General features: G+C 37.7%; 17 protein-coding genes, 2 pseudogenes and 1 riboswitch. Of the genes and pseudogenes, 16 read left to right on the top strand and 3 right to left on the bottom strand.

The annotated features are described in order from the left end of the window. The first annotated feature begins 110 nt into the window (after nt 1-110). A pseudogene (locus AC1Q59_RS21595) lies at nt 111-1,013 on the top strand (Rpn family recombination-promoting nuclease/putative transposase). A 211-nt stretch (nt 1,014-1,224) separates the two neighbouring features. Here AC1Q59_RS21595 and AC1Q59_RS21590 read toward each other — a convergent pair. Then, the gene (locus AC1Q59_RS21590; protein WP_492367928.1) at nt 1,225-2,109 is read right to left on the bottom strand and encodes a dihydrodipicolinate synthase family protein; all 885 of its coding nucleotides are present in this window, start codon (nt 2,107-2,109) and stop codon (nt 1,225-1,227) included. A gap of 281 nt (nt 2,110-2,390) precedes the next feature. On the opposite strand from AC1Q59_RS21590, the gene AC1Q59_RS21585 reads away from it, so the two are divergent. Continuing rightward, entirely contained in the window at nt 2,391-2,816 is a 426-nt protein-coding gene (locus tag AC1Q59_RS21585; protein ID WP_492367927.1) for an SRPBCC family protein, read from the top strand. A gap of 120 nt (nt 2,817-2,936) precedes the next feature. Here the strand turns inward: AC1Q59_RS21585 and AC1Q59_RS21580 are convergent, their stop codons facing one another. Further along, nucleotides 2,937-3,374 (bottom strand): SRPBCC family protein, encoded by a 438-nt coding sequence (locus AC1Q59_RS21580; RefSeq protein WP_492367926.1) that lies wholly within the window; start codon nt 3,372-3,374, stop codon nt 2,937-2,939. Between the two features lie 748 nt (nt 3,375-4,122). On the opposite strand from AC1Q59_RS21580, the gene AC1Q59_RS21575 reads away from it, so the two are divergent. The 8 genes from AC1Q59_RS21575 to AC1Q59_RS21540 all read left to right on the top strand — a co-directional run bounded on the left by AC1Q59_RS21575 (nt 4,123) and on the right by AC1Q59_RS21540 (nt 10,426). Further along, a complete protein-coding gene (locus AC1Q59_RS21575; protein ID WP_492367925.1) occupies nt 4,123-4,353 on the top strand; it encodes a hypothetical protein in 231 nt (76 codons plus the stop codon). Nucleotides 4,354-4,401: 48 nt separating this feature from the next. Then, entirely contained in the window at nt 4,402-5,910 is a 1,509-nt protein-coding gene (locus AC1Q59_RS21570; RefSeq protein ID WP_492367924.1) for an MDR family MFS transporter, read from the top strand. A gap of 200 nt (nt 5,911-6,110) precedes the next feature. Further along, nucleotides 6,111-6,494: a GntR family transcriptional regulator gene (locus tag AC1Q59_RS21565; protein WP_492367923.1), complete on the top strand. Its 384-nt coding sequence runs from the start codon at nt 6,111-6,113 to the stop codon at nt 6,492-6,494. Continuing rightward, nucleotides 6,491-7,399, top strand: coding sequence for an ATP-binding cassette domain-containing protein (locus AC1Q59_RS21560; protein WP_492367922.1), 909 nt, complete (start codon nt 6,491-6,493; stop codon nt 7,397-7,399). The genes AC1Q59_RS21565 and AC1Q59_RS21560 overlap by 4 nt, the downstream gene beginning before the upstream one ends. Beyond that, entirely contained in the window at nt 7,380-8,120 is a 741-nt protein-coding gene (locus AC1Q59_RS21555; protein ID WP_492367921.1) for a hypothetical protein, read from the top strand. The genes AC1Q59_RS21560 and AC1Q59_RS21555 overlap by 20 nt, the downstream gene beginning before the upstream one ends. Then, on the top strand, nt 8,117-8,806 hold the full coding sequence (locus AC1Q59_RS21550; protein WP_492367920.1) for a hypothetical protein: 690 nt from the start codon (nt 8,117-8,119) through the stop codon (nt 8,804-8,806). Before AC1Q59_RS21555 ends, AC1Q59_RS21550 begins: the two co-directional genes overlap by 4 nt. A 683-nt stretch (nt 8,807-9,489) precedes the next feature. Then, nucleotides 9,490-9,927, top strand: coding sequence for a VOC family protein (locus tag AC1Q59_RS21545; protein WP_492367919.1), 438 nt, complete (start codon nt 9,490-9,492; stop codon nt 9,925-9,927). Between the two features lie 82 nt (nt 9,928-10,009). Further along, nucleotides 10,010-10,426 carry a hypothetical protein gene (locus tag AC1Q59_RS21540; RefSeq protein ID WP_492367918.1) on the top strand — a complete coding sequence of 139 codons (417 nt, stop codon included), beginning with the start codon at nt 10,010-10,012 and terminating at the stop codon, nt 10,424-10,426. Between the two features lie 309 nt (nt 10,427-10,735). Here AC1Q59_RS21540 and AC1Q59_RS21535 read toward each other — a convergent pair whose 3' ends face one another. Continuing rightward, nucleotides 10,736-11,689 carry an NAD(P)H-dependent flavin oxidoreductase gene (locus tag AC1Q59_RS21535; RefSeq protein ID WP_492367917.1) on the bottom strand — a complete coding sequence of 318 codons (954 nt, stop codon included), beginning with the start codon at nt 11,687-11,689 and terminating at the stop codon, nt 10,736-10,738. A gap of 270 nt (nt 11,690-11,959) precedes the next feature. Between AC1Q59_RS21535 and AC1Q59_RS21530 the strand changes: the two genes are divergently transcribed. The 6 genes and pseudogenes from AC1Q59_RS21530 (at nt 11,960) to AC1Q59_RS21505 (ending at nt 17,639) form a co-directional block, all read left to right on the top strand. Then, the gene (locus tag AC1Q59_RS21530) at nt 11,960-12,556 is read left to right on the top strand and encodes a DNA-3-methyladenine glycosylase (protein WP_492367916.1); all 597 of its coding nucleotides are present in this window, start codon (nt 11,960-11,962) and stop codon (nt 12,554-12,556) included. 175 nt (nt 12,557-12,731) lie between these two features. After that, complete coding sequence (locus AC1Q59_RS21525) at nt 12,732-13,241, top strand: YfiT family bacillithiol transferase (protein WP_492367915.1); 510 nt, start codon at nt 12,732-12,734, stop codon at nt 13,239-13,241. Between the two features lie 381 nt (nt 13,242-13,622). Continuing rightward, nucleotides 13,623-13,819, top strand: a pseudogene (locus AC1Q59_RS21520) (hypothetical protein); the annotation flags it as partial. A 255-nt stretch (nt 13,820-14,074) separates the two neighbouring features. Further along, nucleotides 14,075-14,161, top strand: a riboswitch (cyclic di-GMP riboswitch). A gap of 126 nt (nt 14,162-14,287) precedes the next feature. Further along, entirely contained in the window at nt 14,288-15,184 is an 897-nt protein-coding gene (locus tag AC1Q59_RS21515; protein WP_492367914.1) for an HNH endonuclease, read from the top strand. A 111-nt stretch (nt 15,185-15,295) separates the two neighbouring features. Then, the gene (locus AC1Q59_RS21510; RefSeq protein WP_492367913.1) at nt 15,296-16,147 is read left to right on the top strand and encodes a hypothetical protein; all 852 of its coding nucleotides are present in this window, start codon (nt 15,296-15,298) and stop codon (nt 16,145-16,147) included. A gap of 1 nt (nt 16,148) precedes the next feature. Continuing rightward, on the top strand, nt 16,149-17,639 hold the full coding sequence (locus AC1Q59_RS21505) for a hypothetical protein (RefSeq protein ID WP_492367912.1): 1,491 nt from the start codon (nt 16,149-16,151) through the stop codon (nt 17,637-17,639). Nucleotides 17,640-17,733 lie beyond the last annotated feature (94 nt).

The following is a 17,733-nucleotide window of genomic DNA, read 5'->3' as shown; positions in this document are numbered from 1 at the left end:
TCATTCAATTGAAGAAGGAAAATCTGGGCTTGCGACGAATTATTACATAAATCCGAAAATCCCCTGCTTAAAACTTGCCACGACTATTAATCCGCGAAAGGATGCTTCATATGACAAAAGAATACCTCGATTTAAAAGTTGATTTCATGTTCAAACAATTATTCGGTCAGCCAAGCAGAAAACATATTACAATTGCATTTTTAAATGACTTGTTAGGTAGAACTGGCTCAGAAAAAATCACCGATTTAAGTTTTGAAAACACAGAGTTTGTCAAGAAAGAATTTGAAGGGAAATCGATCCGACTTGATGTTAAGGTTGAGACTGACGATGGCGAACGGATCAATATCGAGATTCAACTGATTAATCAGCACGACATGCCTGAAAGAATTCTTTACTACTGGGCAAAAATGTTTTCATCTTCCATCCAAGCGGGTGATTCGTATCTTAAGCTTCCGCCAACAATCATCATTTGTATACTCAACTATCCACTTTTCCCGTCCGAAACTGATCGCTTTCATACTGTATTCCATATTAGAGAAGATGAAGATAGGTTTTTATGGAGTAATCTGCTTAAGTTTCACGCCTTCGATCTAAGTAATTTCATGGTACAATGGAGAAAATACAAACGAAAATTAAAAGAACAAAATTTAACCCAAATACCATGGCTTATGATGCTTTCAGCGGCCGATTATCGTAAAAAAAGAATCGATGCTGAAATTATATTTGAACTGGAGGAATAGGCGATGAATGAAGAGCAAGTACGTGAAGCACTGATTGAATGGGAAGCCCTAAGTGCAAATAAAGAAAATCGAGTTGTCTATGAGGCCAGAATGAAGGAACTTCGTGATCTGCTAAGTAATTTACAAGGTGAGCGCAGATTGGGAAGAGAAGAGGGGAGAGAGGAAGGCGTTCGGCTCGTCGCTAAAAACTTGCTTCAACAGGGGATGCCCATTCAAGAAATCGTAAAGGCAACAGGTCTTAGCACAGAAATTGTTAGAGAATTAGAAAAATAATGCTGTGTTAAAGCTTGATATTGATATAAACCGCTAAGGTGATTTTGGACAGTTAATCTTGCATTCTCATACTGCAGGTGAACTTTTCATCAAGAATAATAAGTAGGTTAAAAGATCTCAAAAAAGATTCTTTGCCTTTTGAGATCTCTTATATTAACCAAAATATTAACGATTGACCATCTTTTATCGTGACAAGATCTACCGCATTTCGCTAAAGCCTTGCACTTTTTAGGACATCTTTTATGACCTCTATAGCATTTTTATCCAATCCTTTTAAAGGTGGTATTGGGTCACCAACGTCATATCCTTGTATTTCAAGACCTGCTTTAATACAAGCAGCAAGATTGTACTTCTGGAAAATTTCATTTGCACTCCATAACTGTTTTTGAGCCTTTAAAGCTTCCTCCCAACGACCTTGAGCGGCTAAGTTATATAGATGGACAGATTGTTCAGGGAATAGACAAGCTGGACCTGCCATCCAGCCAACACCACCCAGCTGCATGACAAATACAGGAATATGAGCGGAGGCACTAAAAATTTTAATTTGATCTCCCGCTTGATTCATAATTGACAATAAACGTCCCGTGTTCCCTGTAGCATCTTTGAAATAACTAATATTTGGCTCTTGGGCAAGCTCAATAACAATGTCAGGAGTAAGGTCGACACTGCTGAATTTTGGATTGTTATATAGAACGATGGGGCATGATACAGACCTTGCCACTTTTTTAAAGAAATCGAGCATTTCCTTCTTGGAAAGGGTAAAATACGTTTCCAAAATGATCACAACTCCATCTATGCCGAGTTTTTCATAATGATTAATTTGCTCAATTGCTTCTGCGGGGGTGTATGCAGTGACTCCAGGAATTACCGGTACTTTTCCTTGGGCTGCCTCCACTACTGTTCGAACAATCTCAGATTTTTGACTCCACGATAGATAATGAACCTCCCCCGTGCTCCCTAAAGGGCTAAGACCATGAACACCTTTTGCTATTAAATCATTTACTAATTGTGTAAGTACTCCCGTTTTAACACTTCCTGTACTCTGATCTATCGGGCTAACTAAATACGGAATGATTCCATGAAAATTCATTGACATCCTTATTTACCCTCCAATCAAAAAAGATTTTAAAAATACCTTTGTTAATTTAGAAAGTATCACAGAATTCTTAATTAGTCTATTAGCTTTCAGATAATTAAAAATATTTTCACCGTCATTTGGTTAAGTACATCAATTCACAATGAACATATAAATCTTACCTATCAATCGATACGTAAATTATTGGAATAGATTTTTTTTTGAAAACACTTTATAATATAGTATGGTAACATTTGGAAACAAACCACTTGAAGTATATATTTAAAAGGAGGCAGATAAAAATGGAATTATTTAAGGAAATTACAGTAGAAACAACTGTTCAAGCACCAGTTGAAAAGGTATGGGAATATTGGACAGAACCAACTCATATCACAAAATGGAACTTTGCTTCAGATGAATGGCATTCCCCTTTTGCTGAAAATGATTTAAGAGAGGGAGGGAAATTCATTTCAAGAATGGAAGCCAAAGATGGTAGTTTTGGTTTCGATTTTGAAGGAGTTTATGATGAAATAAAACTACATAAGATAATTGCTTATACAATGGCGGATGGGAGAAAAGTGAAAATCACTTTTAACGACCGAGGAAACGAAACCGAAGTAATTGAAACTTTCGATGCCGAGACTACGAATTCAATTGAGTTACAACAACAAGGGTGGCAGGCGATTTTAAATAATTTTAAAAAATACTTAGAGCAAACATACAATTAAAAAATTTCTCCATTTAATCATTATTATAAGTCATCAAAATAATAGGCGGCGTATCTGTAGATACTCAATACCCACAGATACCGCAATTTTTTACTTTCTTCAACTAATCTACCCGTTTGTTTAAATATATTTTTTTACAATCTGGTCGAGCGCATCGGACCAGCCGTCGTACACGTATTGATCGCCGGGGTGACCGGCGAATCCGCGCAGGTGGAAAATCATCTCGGTGCAGTTGCCGTGTGTGATGAGAGTTAGGGTCAGGACAGGGGATTTCTCGATGGGAGCATCGGGGTAGCCCCAGGTGAAGACGAGCCGTTTGAAAGGTACGACCTCGAGAAACACACCACCTGTGATATACTCCTCGCCGGTCTCGATGTTGACCATCGTGTAGCGGTAGCGTCCTCCTTCGCGAACGTCAAAGGAGATGGTCTCCAGGGGTGTCGATGGCAACCAGTCGGCGAGTTCCTTTTCCACTGTCCAGGCGCGCCACACGAGCTCTCGATGGGCATTTAGGGTGCGGGTAATGGTAAACTCCGGTTCAGATGTGGGCATGTTCATTGTTCCTCCTTTGTGGTCATGTCAAATATCTTCCACCATATTTTACCATGCAAACGAAGATCTTGTTTAACTATTCCCCATGTTAGTCGAACAAGAAAAAGGAGCCAAACTACAATTCCTCGTTTTGCTCAAGCACCCTTTACTTTAAGTACGTTTTTTCCACAAACTTGACCCGCACTTTCATTGATTACAGGGATGCTAGCCCGTTTGTAAAAAAGCGACTTATCTTATTTTCAATCGCCCTCATTAGTTCTATTTTGACTATTCACTTCACCAAATGTTCCCTATTAAGCGAATTATCATTCTTGGTATTAACATTAAGATGTTCCAAACCACTTCAATTAGAGACTCAATTAGGGTCTCTTTAAAAAAACCGTCTCTATTTCTTTTTTTATTCTTCATCTAATAACTCCTAATTGATCAATCTTTGTTTAACTATTCTGACTTGGAATAACAAATTTAATTCCTTTAAATAGATTCTAACTTTATTTTCTATTTCCTTCTTCCTCTAACCTACCACGTTAATAAGATAATCACTGATAGAAAATCATGTATAAAAATAAGTAATAATACAGTCTTGGTTTGAGTATTGATTCAAAATGACTTATAAACATACTGCCAAAACCTAATCATTTAAATACCAGAAACAACAACTTCCTCGTGAGGTATTTTCAGTTATTTAAATAATGTGAATTTTTACAAAAAGATGATATGATTTGTTTATCGTAATTGTGAGGAGGTAAATGTCATGGGGGAATTTGTAGGATTGGTAGCTGTTGTCATGGTATTTGGGATTCCGATTGTGGCGATCTTGACTGGGTTTGCAACAAAACAGACAAAAATAAAAGCTCAAATGTTGAAGGACCAGCTGGAGCTTGAAAGGTTAAAACAAGAAAACTATTTAATCGAAACAGAAAAAATGCGGCTAGAAATCGAAAAAATGAAAATTGAGGGACCAAAAGACACTTTTAATCTGTAACTGAAACGTAAAGGGTGTGACACTAATCATTCGGGGGAAAAAGCATTTATGATTTCAAAGGATAGCAATATTAAATTTGTGGTGACAGGCCTGTTGCTGAGTATTCTCATGTCCGCTATGGATAATACGATTGTGGCGACTGCGATGGGTACGATTGTTTCAGATCTTGGCGACTTTGATAAATTTGTATGGGTAACCTCCGCCTATATGGTTGCTGTGATGGCTGGTATGCCTATATTCGGGAAATTATCGGATATGTTTGGCCGCAAACGTTTTTTTATATTCGGCTTAGCTGTCTTTTTAATTGGATCAGCACTTTGCGGGGTTGCTCAAAGTATGGTTCAGTTAAGTATTTTTCGTGCCATTCAAGGAATTGGGGGAGGTGCGCTGATGCCAATCGCCTTTACAATCGTCTTCGATATTTTTCCGCCAGAAAAGCGCGGGAAAATGACTGGACTGCTAGGGGCAGTATTTGGGGCATCAAGCGTTTTGGGGCCGTTGCTTGGGGCTTATATAACTGAATATATTAGCTGGCATTGGGTATTTTATGTCAATGTTCCTATCGGAATCGTATCGTTATTTCTAATCGTTCGCAATTATAAGGAATCCACACAGCTGAAAAATCAAAAAATTGACTGGGGCGGAGCGATTACCCTTGTGGCGGCAATCGTATGTTTAATGTTTGCATTAGAGCTGGGCGGAAAAACATACACTTGGGATTCTGTTCAGGTGATAAGTTTAATTACTGGATTTACGTTATTTTTTATTGCTTTTATCCTCTTTGAGCTAAAGGCAAAGGAACCCATTTTACCTTTTTGGCTATTTAGAAGACGGCTGTTCGCCACTTCGCAAATTCTGGCCTTTTTATATGGTGGAACATTTATTATTTTAACAGTTTTTATCCCCATCTTTGTTCAAGCGGTTTACGGTGGGTCAGCTGCAAATGCGGGTCTTATTCTTATGCCAATGATGCTTGGTTCTGTGGCTGGAAGTGCAATTGGAGGGATATTTCAAACGAAAACGAGCTTTCGCAATTTAATGATTATCTCGGTTATTTCCTATTTTATAGGCATGTATTTCCTTGGCACACTAACACCTGAAACATCTAGGGGAATCATGACTATGTACATGATAATAGTTGGTTTTGGGATGGGCTTTTCATTTTCACTTCTGCCGACAGCCTCAGTTCATAATCTTGAACCGCATTTTCGAGGAACAGCTAATTCAACAAACTCTTTTTTGCGTTCGTTCGGCATGACGATTGGAATCACCGTTTTCGGAACTATTCAAAACAATGTATTTACACATAAATTAACGGATGCTTTTGCTGGAATGAGTGGTGGTCAAGCGTTTGGCAGTATTGGGGATTCACGGCAAATTTTCGAGGCAAGTGAACGTGCGAAGATTCCTAGCTTTATTTTAGATAAAATCATCCATTCGCTTTCGGACTCTATAACTTATACATTTTTCATCGCCTTAGTCCCCATTTTAGTATCAGCGGTTGTTATTATTCTGATGGGCAAGGAGCGAGTAATGGTTAGCAAAGGCGAGTCATAAATGATACGCATAAAAAGGGGAAGCCGTTAGTTTTCAGGCTTCCCCTTCATTTTTTGGATTTTAATGAAGCGAATCCATCTTCATCTAATAAAGCCTCCTGCCATTAACAAATGGGCTAGGGGGCATTATTTTTTTTGTTGCAAATATTCATTAATTATTATATAGTACATTACAACAGTAATGTACTATTGTAGGTGGTGGTGACAATTTTTAATACAGATGGTACAAAGCCAATTTATATTCAGATAGCTGAATGGCTGGAAACAGAAATTATGAATGGGCATTTCAAAGCAGACGAGAAGGTATATTCGCAATATCAATTAGCTGAAATGTACACCATTAACCCAGCTACTGCTGCAAAGGGGCTGAATCTGCTTGCAGATGAAAATATTCTCTATAAAAAGAGGGGGCTGGGAATGTTTGTTACTGCAAATGCCAAAGAAAAAATAATTAATAAGAGGAAAAACCAAACCCTGAAGGGATTAATTGAGGATGTTGTACTGGAGGCAAAGCGACTGCAGATCAGCAAAGAGGAACTAGTAGGAATGATTAAGGAAATTGAAATTTGGGAGGGAGACCAATGAAAACGGTTGAATGCAAAGACCTGACAAAGCGTTACTTCAGAAAGCCTGTTTTAAAGCAATTAACTTTTTCACTGGAGGAAATGAAAATTACTGGTCTCATTGGCAGAAATGGCGCAGGAAAAACAACTTTGTTAAAAATGATCGCCGGTTTCATTAAAGAAACGTCTGGTGAGCTGAAGGTTTTTTCGCAGCGGCCTTTTAATAGTCTAAATGTTTCGGCCAATACAATCTTTGTTGATGACCAAATGAGTTTTCCTCCTGCAATGCAGCTCTATGAATTACTTGAGGTCTCAAGTAAATTTTATCCAAATTGGGATATTGACTTAGCACAGGGTCTTTTTGATTACTTTTCATTTGACCCAAAAAACTATCACAAGCGTTTGTCCAAAGGAAAGAAAAGCACTTTCAATGCCATTGTTGGAATTGCTTCGCGCGCACCGTTAACGATTTTTGATGAGCCAACGACGGGAATGGATACTGCCGCCCGTAAAGATTTTTACCGCGCGCTCTTAAAGGATTATCTTGCATACCCAAGAACTATTGTTCTTTCTAGTCATCATCTTGAAGAAATAGAGGACTTATTAGAGGATATCCTCATGATGAATGATGGACGGGTGAAGCTTCATATGCCAATGGAAGAGTTTAAAGAATGGGCCATTGCACTAAAGGGACCTGCGGATTTGGTTCTTGCATTGGCAAAGGACCGTGAGATTATTTTTAAAAATAATCTTGGAACAAATTCAGTCTATGCGGTTATGAAGAATGACTTCGTGCAAGATGAGCTCGTGCAGGCAAAAGCAAAGGGAATAGAGATTTCATCGGTCCAGCCAAGTGACCTTTGTGTTTATTTAACTTCATCAGCTAAGGCAAAGGAGGGAATCGATCATGTCTTTGCCCAGCGTTAATCCTGCAGAAATTGTCAAGAAGCAATATTTCTTTAAGCTTAGGGCAAATATTGATGCCTATAGCTCTCTTGTGGGCATTCAGCTTCTGGCTATCCTTATGTCTTTATGGGGGAGCGGTTCTTCAGGGGTATATTCGGAGGCATTGTCGGTTGATGTTAAAAATTATTCAGCAGATATTGTGATTGCTTTTACCATGATTTGGGGATTAACAACTGCGATTACGATTACAACGAAGCCCTTTCGTTTTCATGACTTTACGTTTGTGACGAATCGGGTCACCAGCGGGCTTTCCAATTTGTTTTTCCTGCTGACAATAAGTGTTGTTGGCGGTATTCTGGCCATGCTGGCTAGAAATTTGATTATTTTAATCGCGTATTCCTTTTTTAATCAGGAGTTGTACGGTTCTCCCGCAATAGGCAAGGAGTTTATTCTGGGTATGTTCATTTCGATTCTATATATATTCTTTGTCAGTTCATTTGGATATCTGATCGGTACTCTTGTTCAGGTAAACAAGGCGTCTGTGCTGATTTTTCCTGTTTTGGTGATTGGGTCTGTTTTCATCGATGCGACGATGCAAAGAAATCCAATGGTGATGAATATACTGGAGTTTTATTTTATGGAATCATCTCCACTGATTTTCACACTGAAAGCATTAGTTTCGGCCATTATTCTCTTTGCTGCTTCCATCATGATCATGAATCGAATGGAGGTTAGAAAATGATTTCAACCCTGACGATAATTGGAGTAACCGTCATTTTTATTGCCATTCTTTCCTTATATATTAGAGTGAGCAGGAAATTTGTCACTGTCAAGATTACCCATTGGCTATTACTGGTGTATACGGGTGTATTAGTAGTATCGATGATTGCCAGCCCATTCGTTATAGATGTTAAAGGGAAGCAGATACAACAGATTTCGGAGGATGAATCAGAAAAGGTAAAACAAGACTTTTATGCCCAGATTAGTAAAGGGAAAATTGACGAAATAAGTAATCGGGGCTTGCTGAAACACAGCAGTTTTGAATTTCATCAGCCATCTTTGAAAATAAACTTCACAGGGATAGAAACCCCATTGATCTATATTGAGAAAACTAAAACTGCCGATCAACGGATTGAAGCCTATGCTTTTGTGACTGGCTTAATTATAAATGGGGTTGATTTCACGGAAAAAATACAGCCTCCAAGATTCATAGTTTCTGATACAGATGGAAGCATTACCATCCATAATGAGGAACATCAGACAATTAATGTATCCCTTTTAAAAAATGAATTTACGATTACACAGTTTTTGGGCGGTGCTAAGATGTTCAGCCTGATTAAACATGATGCACCGGTTATCTATTTGAAGGTTCCAAAGGATCTTGAAATCACAAGTGAAACAGGTATTGAGCCGATTGTTGTTGAATAGTTTACAAAAGCATCCAAGGATAAAGGTGAAAGGTACTAAATTCAAATATTTGTATAGGAATTCAAAGGGGCACGGTGCAGAACCATGTCCCATTTTTTTCACCTTGTTTGGTTTTTTTGACTTGCGAATGGTATTTTCTGTTATATCTAATTATTGATTTCACTCTGTTTAAAAAAAACGACAAAATTCCGTCTAAATTAGGAAGAACCCTTATTTCCTTCAAAATAAGGGAGGTTTTTCCGTTTAACTTTTCCAAATCCCTGGATTTTACCTAATTTACGGCATTTAATCGGAAAGTCTCCGTCTATATGTGCTTCTTAAGCCTCCCTATTATACATTAGCCGGAAAATCTCCGCCTAAAAAGCATTACAATTTCCTTTACAATAAGACCGTGAAACTTTTTCTATAATAATTCGTTAATAATGAAAGAACATTAAATCACGAGGGGATAAAAAGATGTCCAAAATAAAGAAAGTTCAAACAGGATGGTTTGTGTTTTTCGGGGCTGCTATTGGGGCGGTTCTTGGTTTAGTCGCCTATGTGAATGATTGGCTGGGGTAGGGAAGCGGTAAAATAAATGAAAAAAATAGTAAAGGCGTTTTTTTAAAATAATTGGCGACCGTCTAACAGAACAAGGAAGTTGCGATTAAAAGAAAATAACAGGAACATAGGAGGTGTTAAATTTGAAGATCCAGAGAATGGATCATGTGGGTGTAATTGTAAATGATCTCCCTGCCGCTAAAGAGTTTTTTCTCGATTTTGGACTTGAGGTTAAAGGGGAATGGGAAATGGAAGGAGATCTGATGGGATATGCAGTTGGGCTTAATGACGTTAAAGTAGTGTGTGCAGGAATGGGAACTTCAGATGGTCAGACATGGATAGAGCTAATCAAATTTCATACACCGTTAGATGAAAAAGGTATTCAGCAATCCTATGCAAATACATTGGGTATCCGACATATTGCATTTACTGTAGAAGATATTGAAGCTGTTGTTGCCAAATTGAAAAAGAAGGGTGCGAAAATCTTTAGTGAAATTCAGCAATATGAAGAAAGTTATAAATTATGCTATGTTCGTGGTCCAGAGGGAATTATTTTGGAGTTAGCTGAGAAAGTCAAATAAGTGACGCTTGACCCAGATTTCACACTGGAGATTAAAGTTTTTCTAAAAGGTGGGGAAAGATAGTTTTGAGGTGAATAGCTGCATGAAAAGGCTAACTATATTGATTTCTTTCATTTTAATTCTATTTTTTGGTTCAATTCAAGCGTTCGCACAACCTAAAGAATGTCCTGTGTTAAGTGAATTGGAGCAAACATCTATCAAATATAAAAAAGAGGTAATTGAGGCATTAAATACTTTAATACCAAAAGTTTATGGTACTGGAATAGATGATTATCCTGACCTCTATACTAAATGGAACGTAGTAACCGCCAAACCTTTTCCTGAAACAGCTGGCAATAAAGAAGAAGAGGACTATTATGGAATGGCAAAGACCTTTTGCGGGAAAGAAATTGCTGAAAAATCATGGCTTGTACGTTTAGATTTCCCAAAAGCACCTGGAGCTGACTTAGCCCAAGGTCAAATATTTTTAGCCAAAAGTAATCTACCCGTCTTTATTTAATTGACAGGGGCGTTAATCGGAGATCCCAATGTTCCAGTCAGTTGGTTTTGGAACTAAGGATGAAAGGACCTTTGATGAAAGAAGGGTACAGTTTTATAATAAGGAAATCTTTTAATATCAGGTGTTATTATGATTATATTTGCACCAATAATTGGATTTTCTAGTGGCGCATTGTTACTTCATTATTTTTAGTAAAGGCAAGTCATAAATGATACGCATAAAAAAGGGAAGCCGTTAGTTGTCGGGCTTCCCCTTCACTTTCTAGATTGCCAACAATAGCAAAAGCATCTTGACCCTGCAAATTTGGCGTTAAATACAAGCCCTATATTCGGTCATGATGTCGTCAATGATGGTTTTGACGGGAAGGATTTCGTTTATTTCATGCACTCTTGCACCCGCAAATACAAGCCCATTCTCGCAATCCCCTTCCATGGATGTTATTAAAGAATCCATTGTACAAAAGCGATATGAGCAATCTTTAAGGCAATCAATACACTTCTTGATTTTCACCTTTTTATCATCAGATATTAGTTCAGTAAAATGGTTCTTAATCGCACGGCCTTCCAAGCCCACCGTCGTCTTTACCATTACCGTATCTTCTTTCCCTGCATGTACATATTTTTCCTTAAACGATAATGGTGCGTCACATTCATTACTGGCAACAAATCTTGTTCCCATTTGAACCCCAGAAGCTCCCAATCGAATGGCACGGGCAAGATCCTGTCCATTCATAATCCCCCCAGCAGCAATGACGGGAATTTTAACGGCATCAACCACCTCTGGCAATATATCAAACAATGGCCGCTCAGTACCAAGATGCCCACCAGCCTCATTACCTTCTACAACAACGGCGGAGGCACCAAGACGTTCCGATATTTTTGCAAGCCTTGCTGAAGATACAATGGAGATAACCGGTATGCCAGATTCTTTGCCCCAGCTATACATATCTCTTGATATACCTGCTCCTGAAATAATAAAATCAACCTTTTCCTCAATGGCTACTTTCATTTTTTCAGCAAAATCATTCATCGCAAAAAGAACGTTCACTCCAATATAGCCGCCATCCTGAATGGATTCTTTCGCCTTTCTTATGTGAAATCGCAACTCATCGAAACTAATTCCAGTTCCTGAAATAATCCCAATTCCCCCGGCGTTTGCTACAGCGGAAGCAAGTCCGCTTAGAGAAATACCTACTCCCATTCCACCTTGCATAATGGGAAACCTAGGCGTCATATGCCCAATTTTTAATTGTTGAAAGCTCAAAATAATACCCCCAATTCATCATTATAGTTATCCCCCAAGCTAATTCTAACGACTTGAAAACAAATGAATAGTTACAAATATAATGCCTGATCCTAAATGTAGATAATAATTTTGTGGTTGTCACAAAACATTCAAATTTTCGTGATTCCTATAACGCTTATTATTGTTATTACAGCACAAGGTGAAATGACCCATGGGCATATTCATTACATAAGCGGAATTGTTTGGGCGAAAAATAGGTGCGAACTACAGGAAAAGGAGAAATACCTGATGAAGCCACTGGAAAAAAGTTTTTATAATCAACCAACACTAGAACTTGCAAAAGCACTGCTTGGATGTCTTCTAATTAAAGAAACTTCTGAGGGAACGGCATCAGGTATCATTGTTGAGACAGAGGCATATATGGGACCCGATGATCGTGCGGCACATAGCTTTGGCGGGCTACGTACAAAACGAACTGAAATTATGTTTGGTGAACCCGGGGTTGCCTATACGTATTCCATGCACACCCATTGTCTTTTAAACGTGGTAAGCGCTGAAATTGGGCAGCCTCATGCCGTTCTAGTTAGGGCATTGGAACCCTTTTCTGGAAAAGAATTAATGGCTAAAAGGAGGCCAAAAGCAAAAAATGAAATCGAATGGACTAATGGCCCAGGTAAACTGACAAAGGCACTTGACATTACAATGGCTGACTATGGCCATCCACTTGATCAATCCCCACTTTGGATAGCAAAAGGAACGGACATTGAACTTGAAAATATCGCTTCCGGTCCAAGGATTGGCATCCAGAATACCGGTGAGGCTGTCCATTATCCCTGGCGTTTTTGGATTTCTGGGAACAAGTTTGTTTCTCCAAAAACCCGATAGTTCTCATGTTTATAAAAAAAGGAATTGGTAACTGGATGAGGCTGATACCATTCAACAAATGGGCCATTTAATTGAATAAGCTATTAAATGGCAATGTTGTTTGTTGAAATGATACAATTAAAGAAATTACTTTAATGGTCAAAATATTATGAAATAAGGGAAAAGGGGATTGACAATGGATGTAAGATACCCAATTGGGAAACTACAAGTTCCTGAAAAAGTAACATTAGAAAATATTCAAGAATGGCTAAAGGAAATTGAAACTTACACGATTCGATTAAGAGAAACTGTTGACTCCCTAAGTGATGAGGAATTAAGCAGAACGTATCGTGAAGGTAGCTGGACAGTCCGCCAACTTGTTCATCACATTGCAGATTCTCAGTTGAATATGTATCAACGGTTGAAGCTGGCTTTAACAGATGACAATCCAACAGTACCTGCTTTTGATGAAGAAAAGTGGGCGATTCAACCGGATACAAAGCTTCCTGTAGAAAGTTCTATTAAAATGTTAGAAGGTATAAATGAGCGCATCGTATCTTTAGGAAATAGCTTAACTGAAGAACAATTAGATCGAGCTTTTAATCACAAGATAAACGGTAAAATAACAGTTGCAGCAAAAGTAGCAAAATTATCCTGGCACGAAGAGCATCACTTAGCCCATATAAAAATTGCATTATCAAAATAATACAATATATATAAATAAGAAATAGTTACAAAAGTTTTATGCAACTAAATGGTGCTTTTTTTCAATATCACGAACTATAAATAAGCCGAAAATATGCATATTTTCGGCTTATTTATATTCAAAAACATACTGCCATAAACAGTATTTTTAATTGCCAAATACACAAATGATCTATCCAAACGGTACAGGTTTAAGTCCTTTAAATCGGGATATGGTTATTACTCTTTTTTTAGCCTCGATTGGCTTTGCAAAAGACAAGTTCCTATAATGATTTATCACCTAAGTGGGATGTTAAGGCTGCTGAGTACCGGGAGGATTATTAAGCATCGCGAATAGCAGCTGTAAATTAGTTTATTACAATTTAATTATGTAAACAAACCGACAGTAGCGTTATTTAGTGAATCACAATCAAGATTCTCATTAACTGTAAAAAGAGAAAACAAAGGACAATTTGAAAATCTATGGCCGGAAGCGAGCCAAATCGGCTGGGTAACGAACGATGGGAAAATGATGTATATGTAACCGGTGAACAATTAATGGAGGATACCGTTTATGAACATCATAAACTTTGGAGTTAAGCTATTCCTATGTTAGTAGGGCAAAATAAATTAGTTCTAGAAAGTTTCGTCAAATTCTGGATAGGCAATACCCTCAACTTTTGCTCCATTTAGTAAGGCAATAAAAGAAAACTCAAAGAAGCTTTTCATAAGTATAGCAAACTTATGGGAGCTTCTTTTGTTTATAGTAGTTTGAAAAAAATGATCACCGACAAAAAACGATATACTTCATTGTTGTGTTTATAGTAAAATAGTAATGTGAATATAGACATAAAAATCTGATAAAGGCAAACTTATCGAAAGGTAAGGACGCAAAGCTACGAGTCTAAAATCCTATTGGATAATGATAGTCGGGTTGCCAATACAAAAATAGCAGTATATGACTAGTTGGCTATCCCTATAACATTTGGGATAGCTGTTTTTTTTATTAATACGTTGGAAGCTTTTATAAACGATTGGTATTGTCCTTAAATAATGGAGGAATAGGTTATGAGAGTATTTCGTAATATTGGAAAGGGTATTGGAACTGTCGGAGGAGGATTAATCGGCGGTTCTGTTAAAGTAGTTGGAAAAGCTGTAGGCAGTAAGTGGAAAGGTACTGGTGAATGGTTAGAGGACGTTGGAGATAGTGTTCAATCTGCTTCTAAAATAGCTTTAGACAATGCAGGACAGTTTGTAGATGGAGCGGTTCAAGGTACATATGGTGCTATTAAAAAAGATGAGTACTATAAACAAAAAGGTTTAAATGATTTAAAGGATTCCACAGGTAAAACGATAAAGGGAATTGGTTCTGCTCTAAAATACACAGCTAATAATGCTGGCAGCACCTATAAAGGATTTAGAAGTGGAGATAAAGAGCAAGCAATAAAAGGACTGAAGAATCTTGGTAAAGTAGTAGCTGTGTCAGGTCTTGCCATCGGTGTAGTAGATTTAGTAGATGGAGCAGATATCATAGAAGCAGAGGAAATTGAAACTAGGAATGATCATTTAAGCGGGTATGAACTTCCAGAAACAGGAGTACCTTTCGTTGAAAAAACAGTTGATCTACCAAATGGACAAGTTGTTGAAGGTACATTCCCTGTATTTGATGAAACTTTCAATGTCATGATTGCAGAAGAATTGTATTTAGAAGGTGATGATGTTCATTTTGAAGTAGCTAATGATACATTGTATCAGGCTATTATAGAGAATCCGGACCTTGCCAATGAACTAGGTTTCTCACAAGCTGAAGTCCAAGGTCTAGCAAACGGACAAACACCGGAAGGATATACTTGGCACCATAACGAGGAACCGGGTCTTTTGCAGTTAGTAGATGAAGAGTCCCATGCTCAAACTGCACATACAGGTGGCCGAGCAATTTGGGGCGGTGGAAGTGAAAATCGGTAATACTAATAGAGAAATTATGCTTATAAGGGTTAAGCTAGGTTAATAAATAGATTTAGCAGAAAAATACTTTATATTTTGACCTTGGTTCTATAAAAAAAGGAGAAATTATCAATGTTAAATAGCTCATTAAAAAAAGAAGCGGTAAGAAAACTACAAAATGCTTTATATAAATATGAGAAGTCTTCTAACGACTTACAAAATAATGCGATTAAATTGCATAATGCAAGAAATTATGCAGAGGATGTAATTCAAAAAGTTGAAGATTATATAAATACTTTGGCCAACACTCCAAAAGAGTTTGACAAAACTTTCGAAGAAGTCCATGTAAATCTTGCAAGCTTTAAGGCACTTAGCGAAATCTCGTATGATGAAAAAGAAATGATTAAGTTAGCAGGTGGAGGTACAGCAGCGGGTGTTGCGGCAGGGGTAGCTACAGCGGCACTTGCTCCAACAGCAGCAATGGCGATTGCTACTACTTTCGGAACTGCATCAACAGGAGCAGCTATTTCAGGTTTAACAGGAGCAGCAGCTACTAATGCAGCTTTAGCTTGGTTAGGTGGCGGGGCTTTAGCAGCAGGTGGTGGCGGAATGGCCGGGGGAAGTGCCTTACTAGCATTAGCAGGCCCTATTGGTTGGGGGATTGGTGCAGCTAGTATAGCGGCAGGTGGTTTCTTTGCAAGCAAAAAGAATAAGGAAGCCGCTATCAAAGCAGATAAGGAACGAGTTGAAATTGTAAAGGCAATGAAAGTACTTGACGCTACATCTACAGAGATTACCAACTTGAACTCTTTTACACAAACATTAGCTACTAACTTAGAACAAAGTTTGATTTCATTTATTAGTAAAACGAAAAATGTAAAGTCTTTCACTGACTTTTCACAGGATGAACGTAATTTGTTAAGAGCCATAATCAATAACACAGAAAGTTTATCAGCGTTATTTATGAAGGAAGTTGGCAAGTAAGATGTCCACAAATGTTTGGAAAGACCAGATTACTGCAGCAGGAGTAGATGGGTTTAACCAATGGAAGAGTCAATCCATCGCTAAACAGTTAGATCAAATCGTTAAAGAAAAATTGCAGAATCAGCAACAGCAAAATATAAATTTTGAAACTGCATTGAAACATATGATGAAAATGCGTCAGTTTCTCTCAGAACCAAAGAATATACTAGGTTCTGAACAAACGAAACATGGCGAAGTAGCAGAACATCTAGAAGTTAATGTTCGCAATGCTTGGGTAGCCTTAAAAGGTCAAAGTGAAGTTGCTACCTTTGATGGAGTGGCTCGTACTGCACCAGAGGACTTCATTTTAGATGGTATTAAGTATCAATCCAAATTTATCAATGGATCAAATAACACACTTAAACATATACTTGATCATTATGGAAAGTATCAAGATAGTTCTATGAATTACTCTATACCAAAAGATCAATATAAGATTATTGAAGCTATTAGATCAGGCCAAGCCCCTAGTAATTTAAACGATAAATCAATTCGTGCTATTCTCCAAAAGGTAGAAGAAATAGAGCGTCAGACAGGTAGGAGTTTTCAAGAAATAGTAAAACCGTCCGTTTCAAATTATAGTGAAGCTCAATTAGGTACAGCCGGGGAAACGGTATCAAAACATCAAGACCAAATTGTTGATGAGAATCAAAAAATTCAAGATGAAATTCAAAAAGATGCAAGGGAAAAAACAAAATCCATCGAGGCTAAAAAAGGACCTTCAATTGGAGAAGGAGTTAAAGTTGCTGGTACAGCAGCTGCTATTGCAGCTTCATTGAATACGATTACAGTAATTTATAGTAAAGTGAAGAAGGGAAAGAAGATTCAGGATTTTAATAAAGATGATTGGAAGGAAATTGGTATAAGTTCTGCAGGTGCAGGTGCCAAAGGCGGTGTTACTGCCGGGAGTATATACGCTTTAACTAATTTAACCTCTCTGTCAGCTCCGTTTGCAGGTGCTGTTACAAGTGCAACGATGGGGTTATCATCTTTACTTGCGGACTTAAATAAGGAACAAATCTCTATGGATGAATTTGTTACACAAGGTCAAATCCTTTGTATTGAAGCAGGTATTGCAGCTACAGGTGGAGCAATAGGACAAATGCTAATACCTATTCCAGTATTAGGCTCTGTTATTGGTACAGTTACTGCAAATTTTGTTTGGGGATTTGCAAAAGACAAGCTTGGTGCGAGAGAACAAGAGTTAAAGAAAATGCTAGATGCTTACACGGAGTCTATTTTAGCAAAAGTAGAAAACACTTATCAGGATATAATATCTAAAATTAACACAACATATGCACGCTATGATTCTTTAATTGATGCAGCATTTGATGTTCATGCAAATACAGCTGTTTTAGCTGCGGCTTCAGTAGATTTAGCAGTTGAGTTAGGAGTAGTTGAGCAAAAAATCTTAAAAAATGATGCTGATTTAGATGCTTTCTTCTTAGGGTAATAAGGTTCACTAAATAATGAATCTGTGATATTTAAATAGTCTTGGTGAAAGGCAAAATGATTTAATAACGGGTTCTGGTACATTTTATATCCCA

It is taken from the genome of Cytobacillus sp. MT66, from assembly GCF_058792595.1.
Note: the sequence above shows the minus strand (reverse complement) of the source record. Positions and strands in the feature narration are given on the sequence as shown.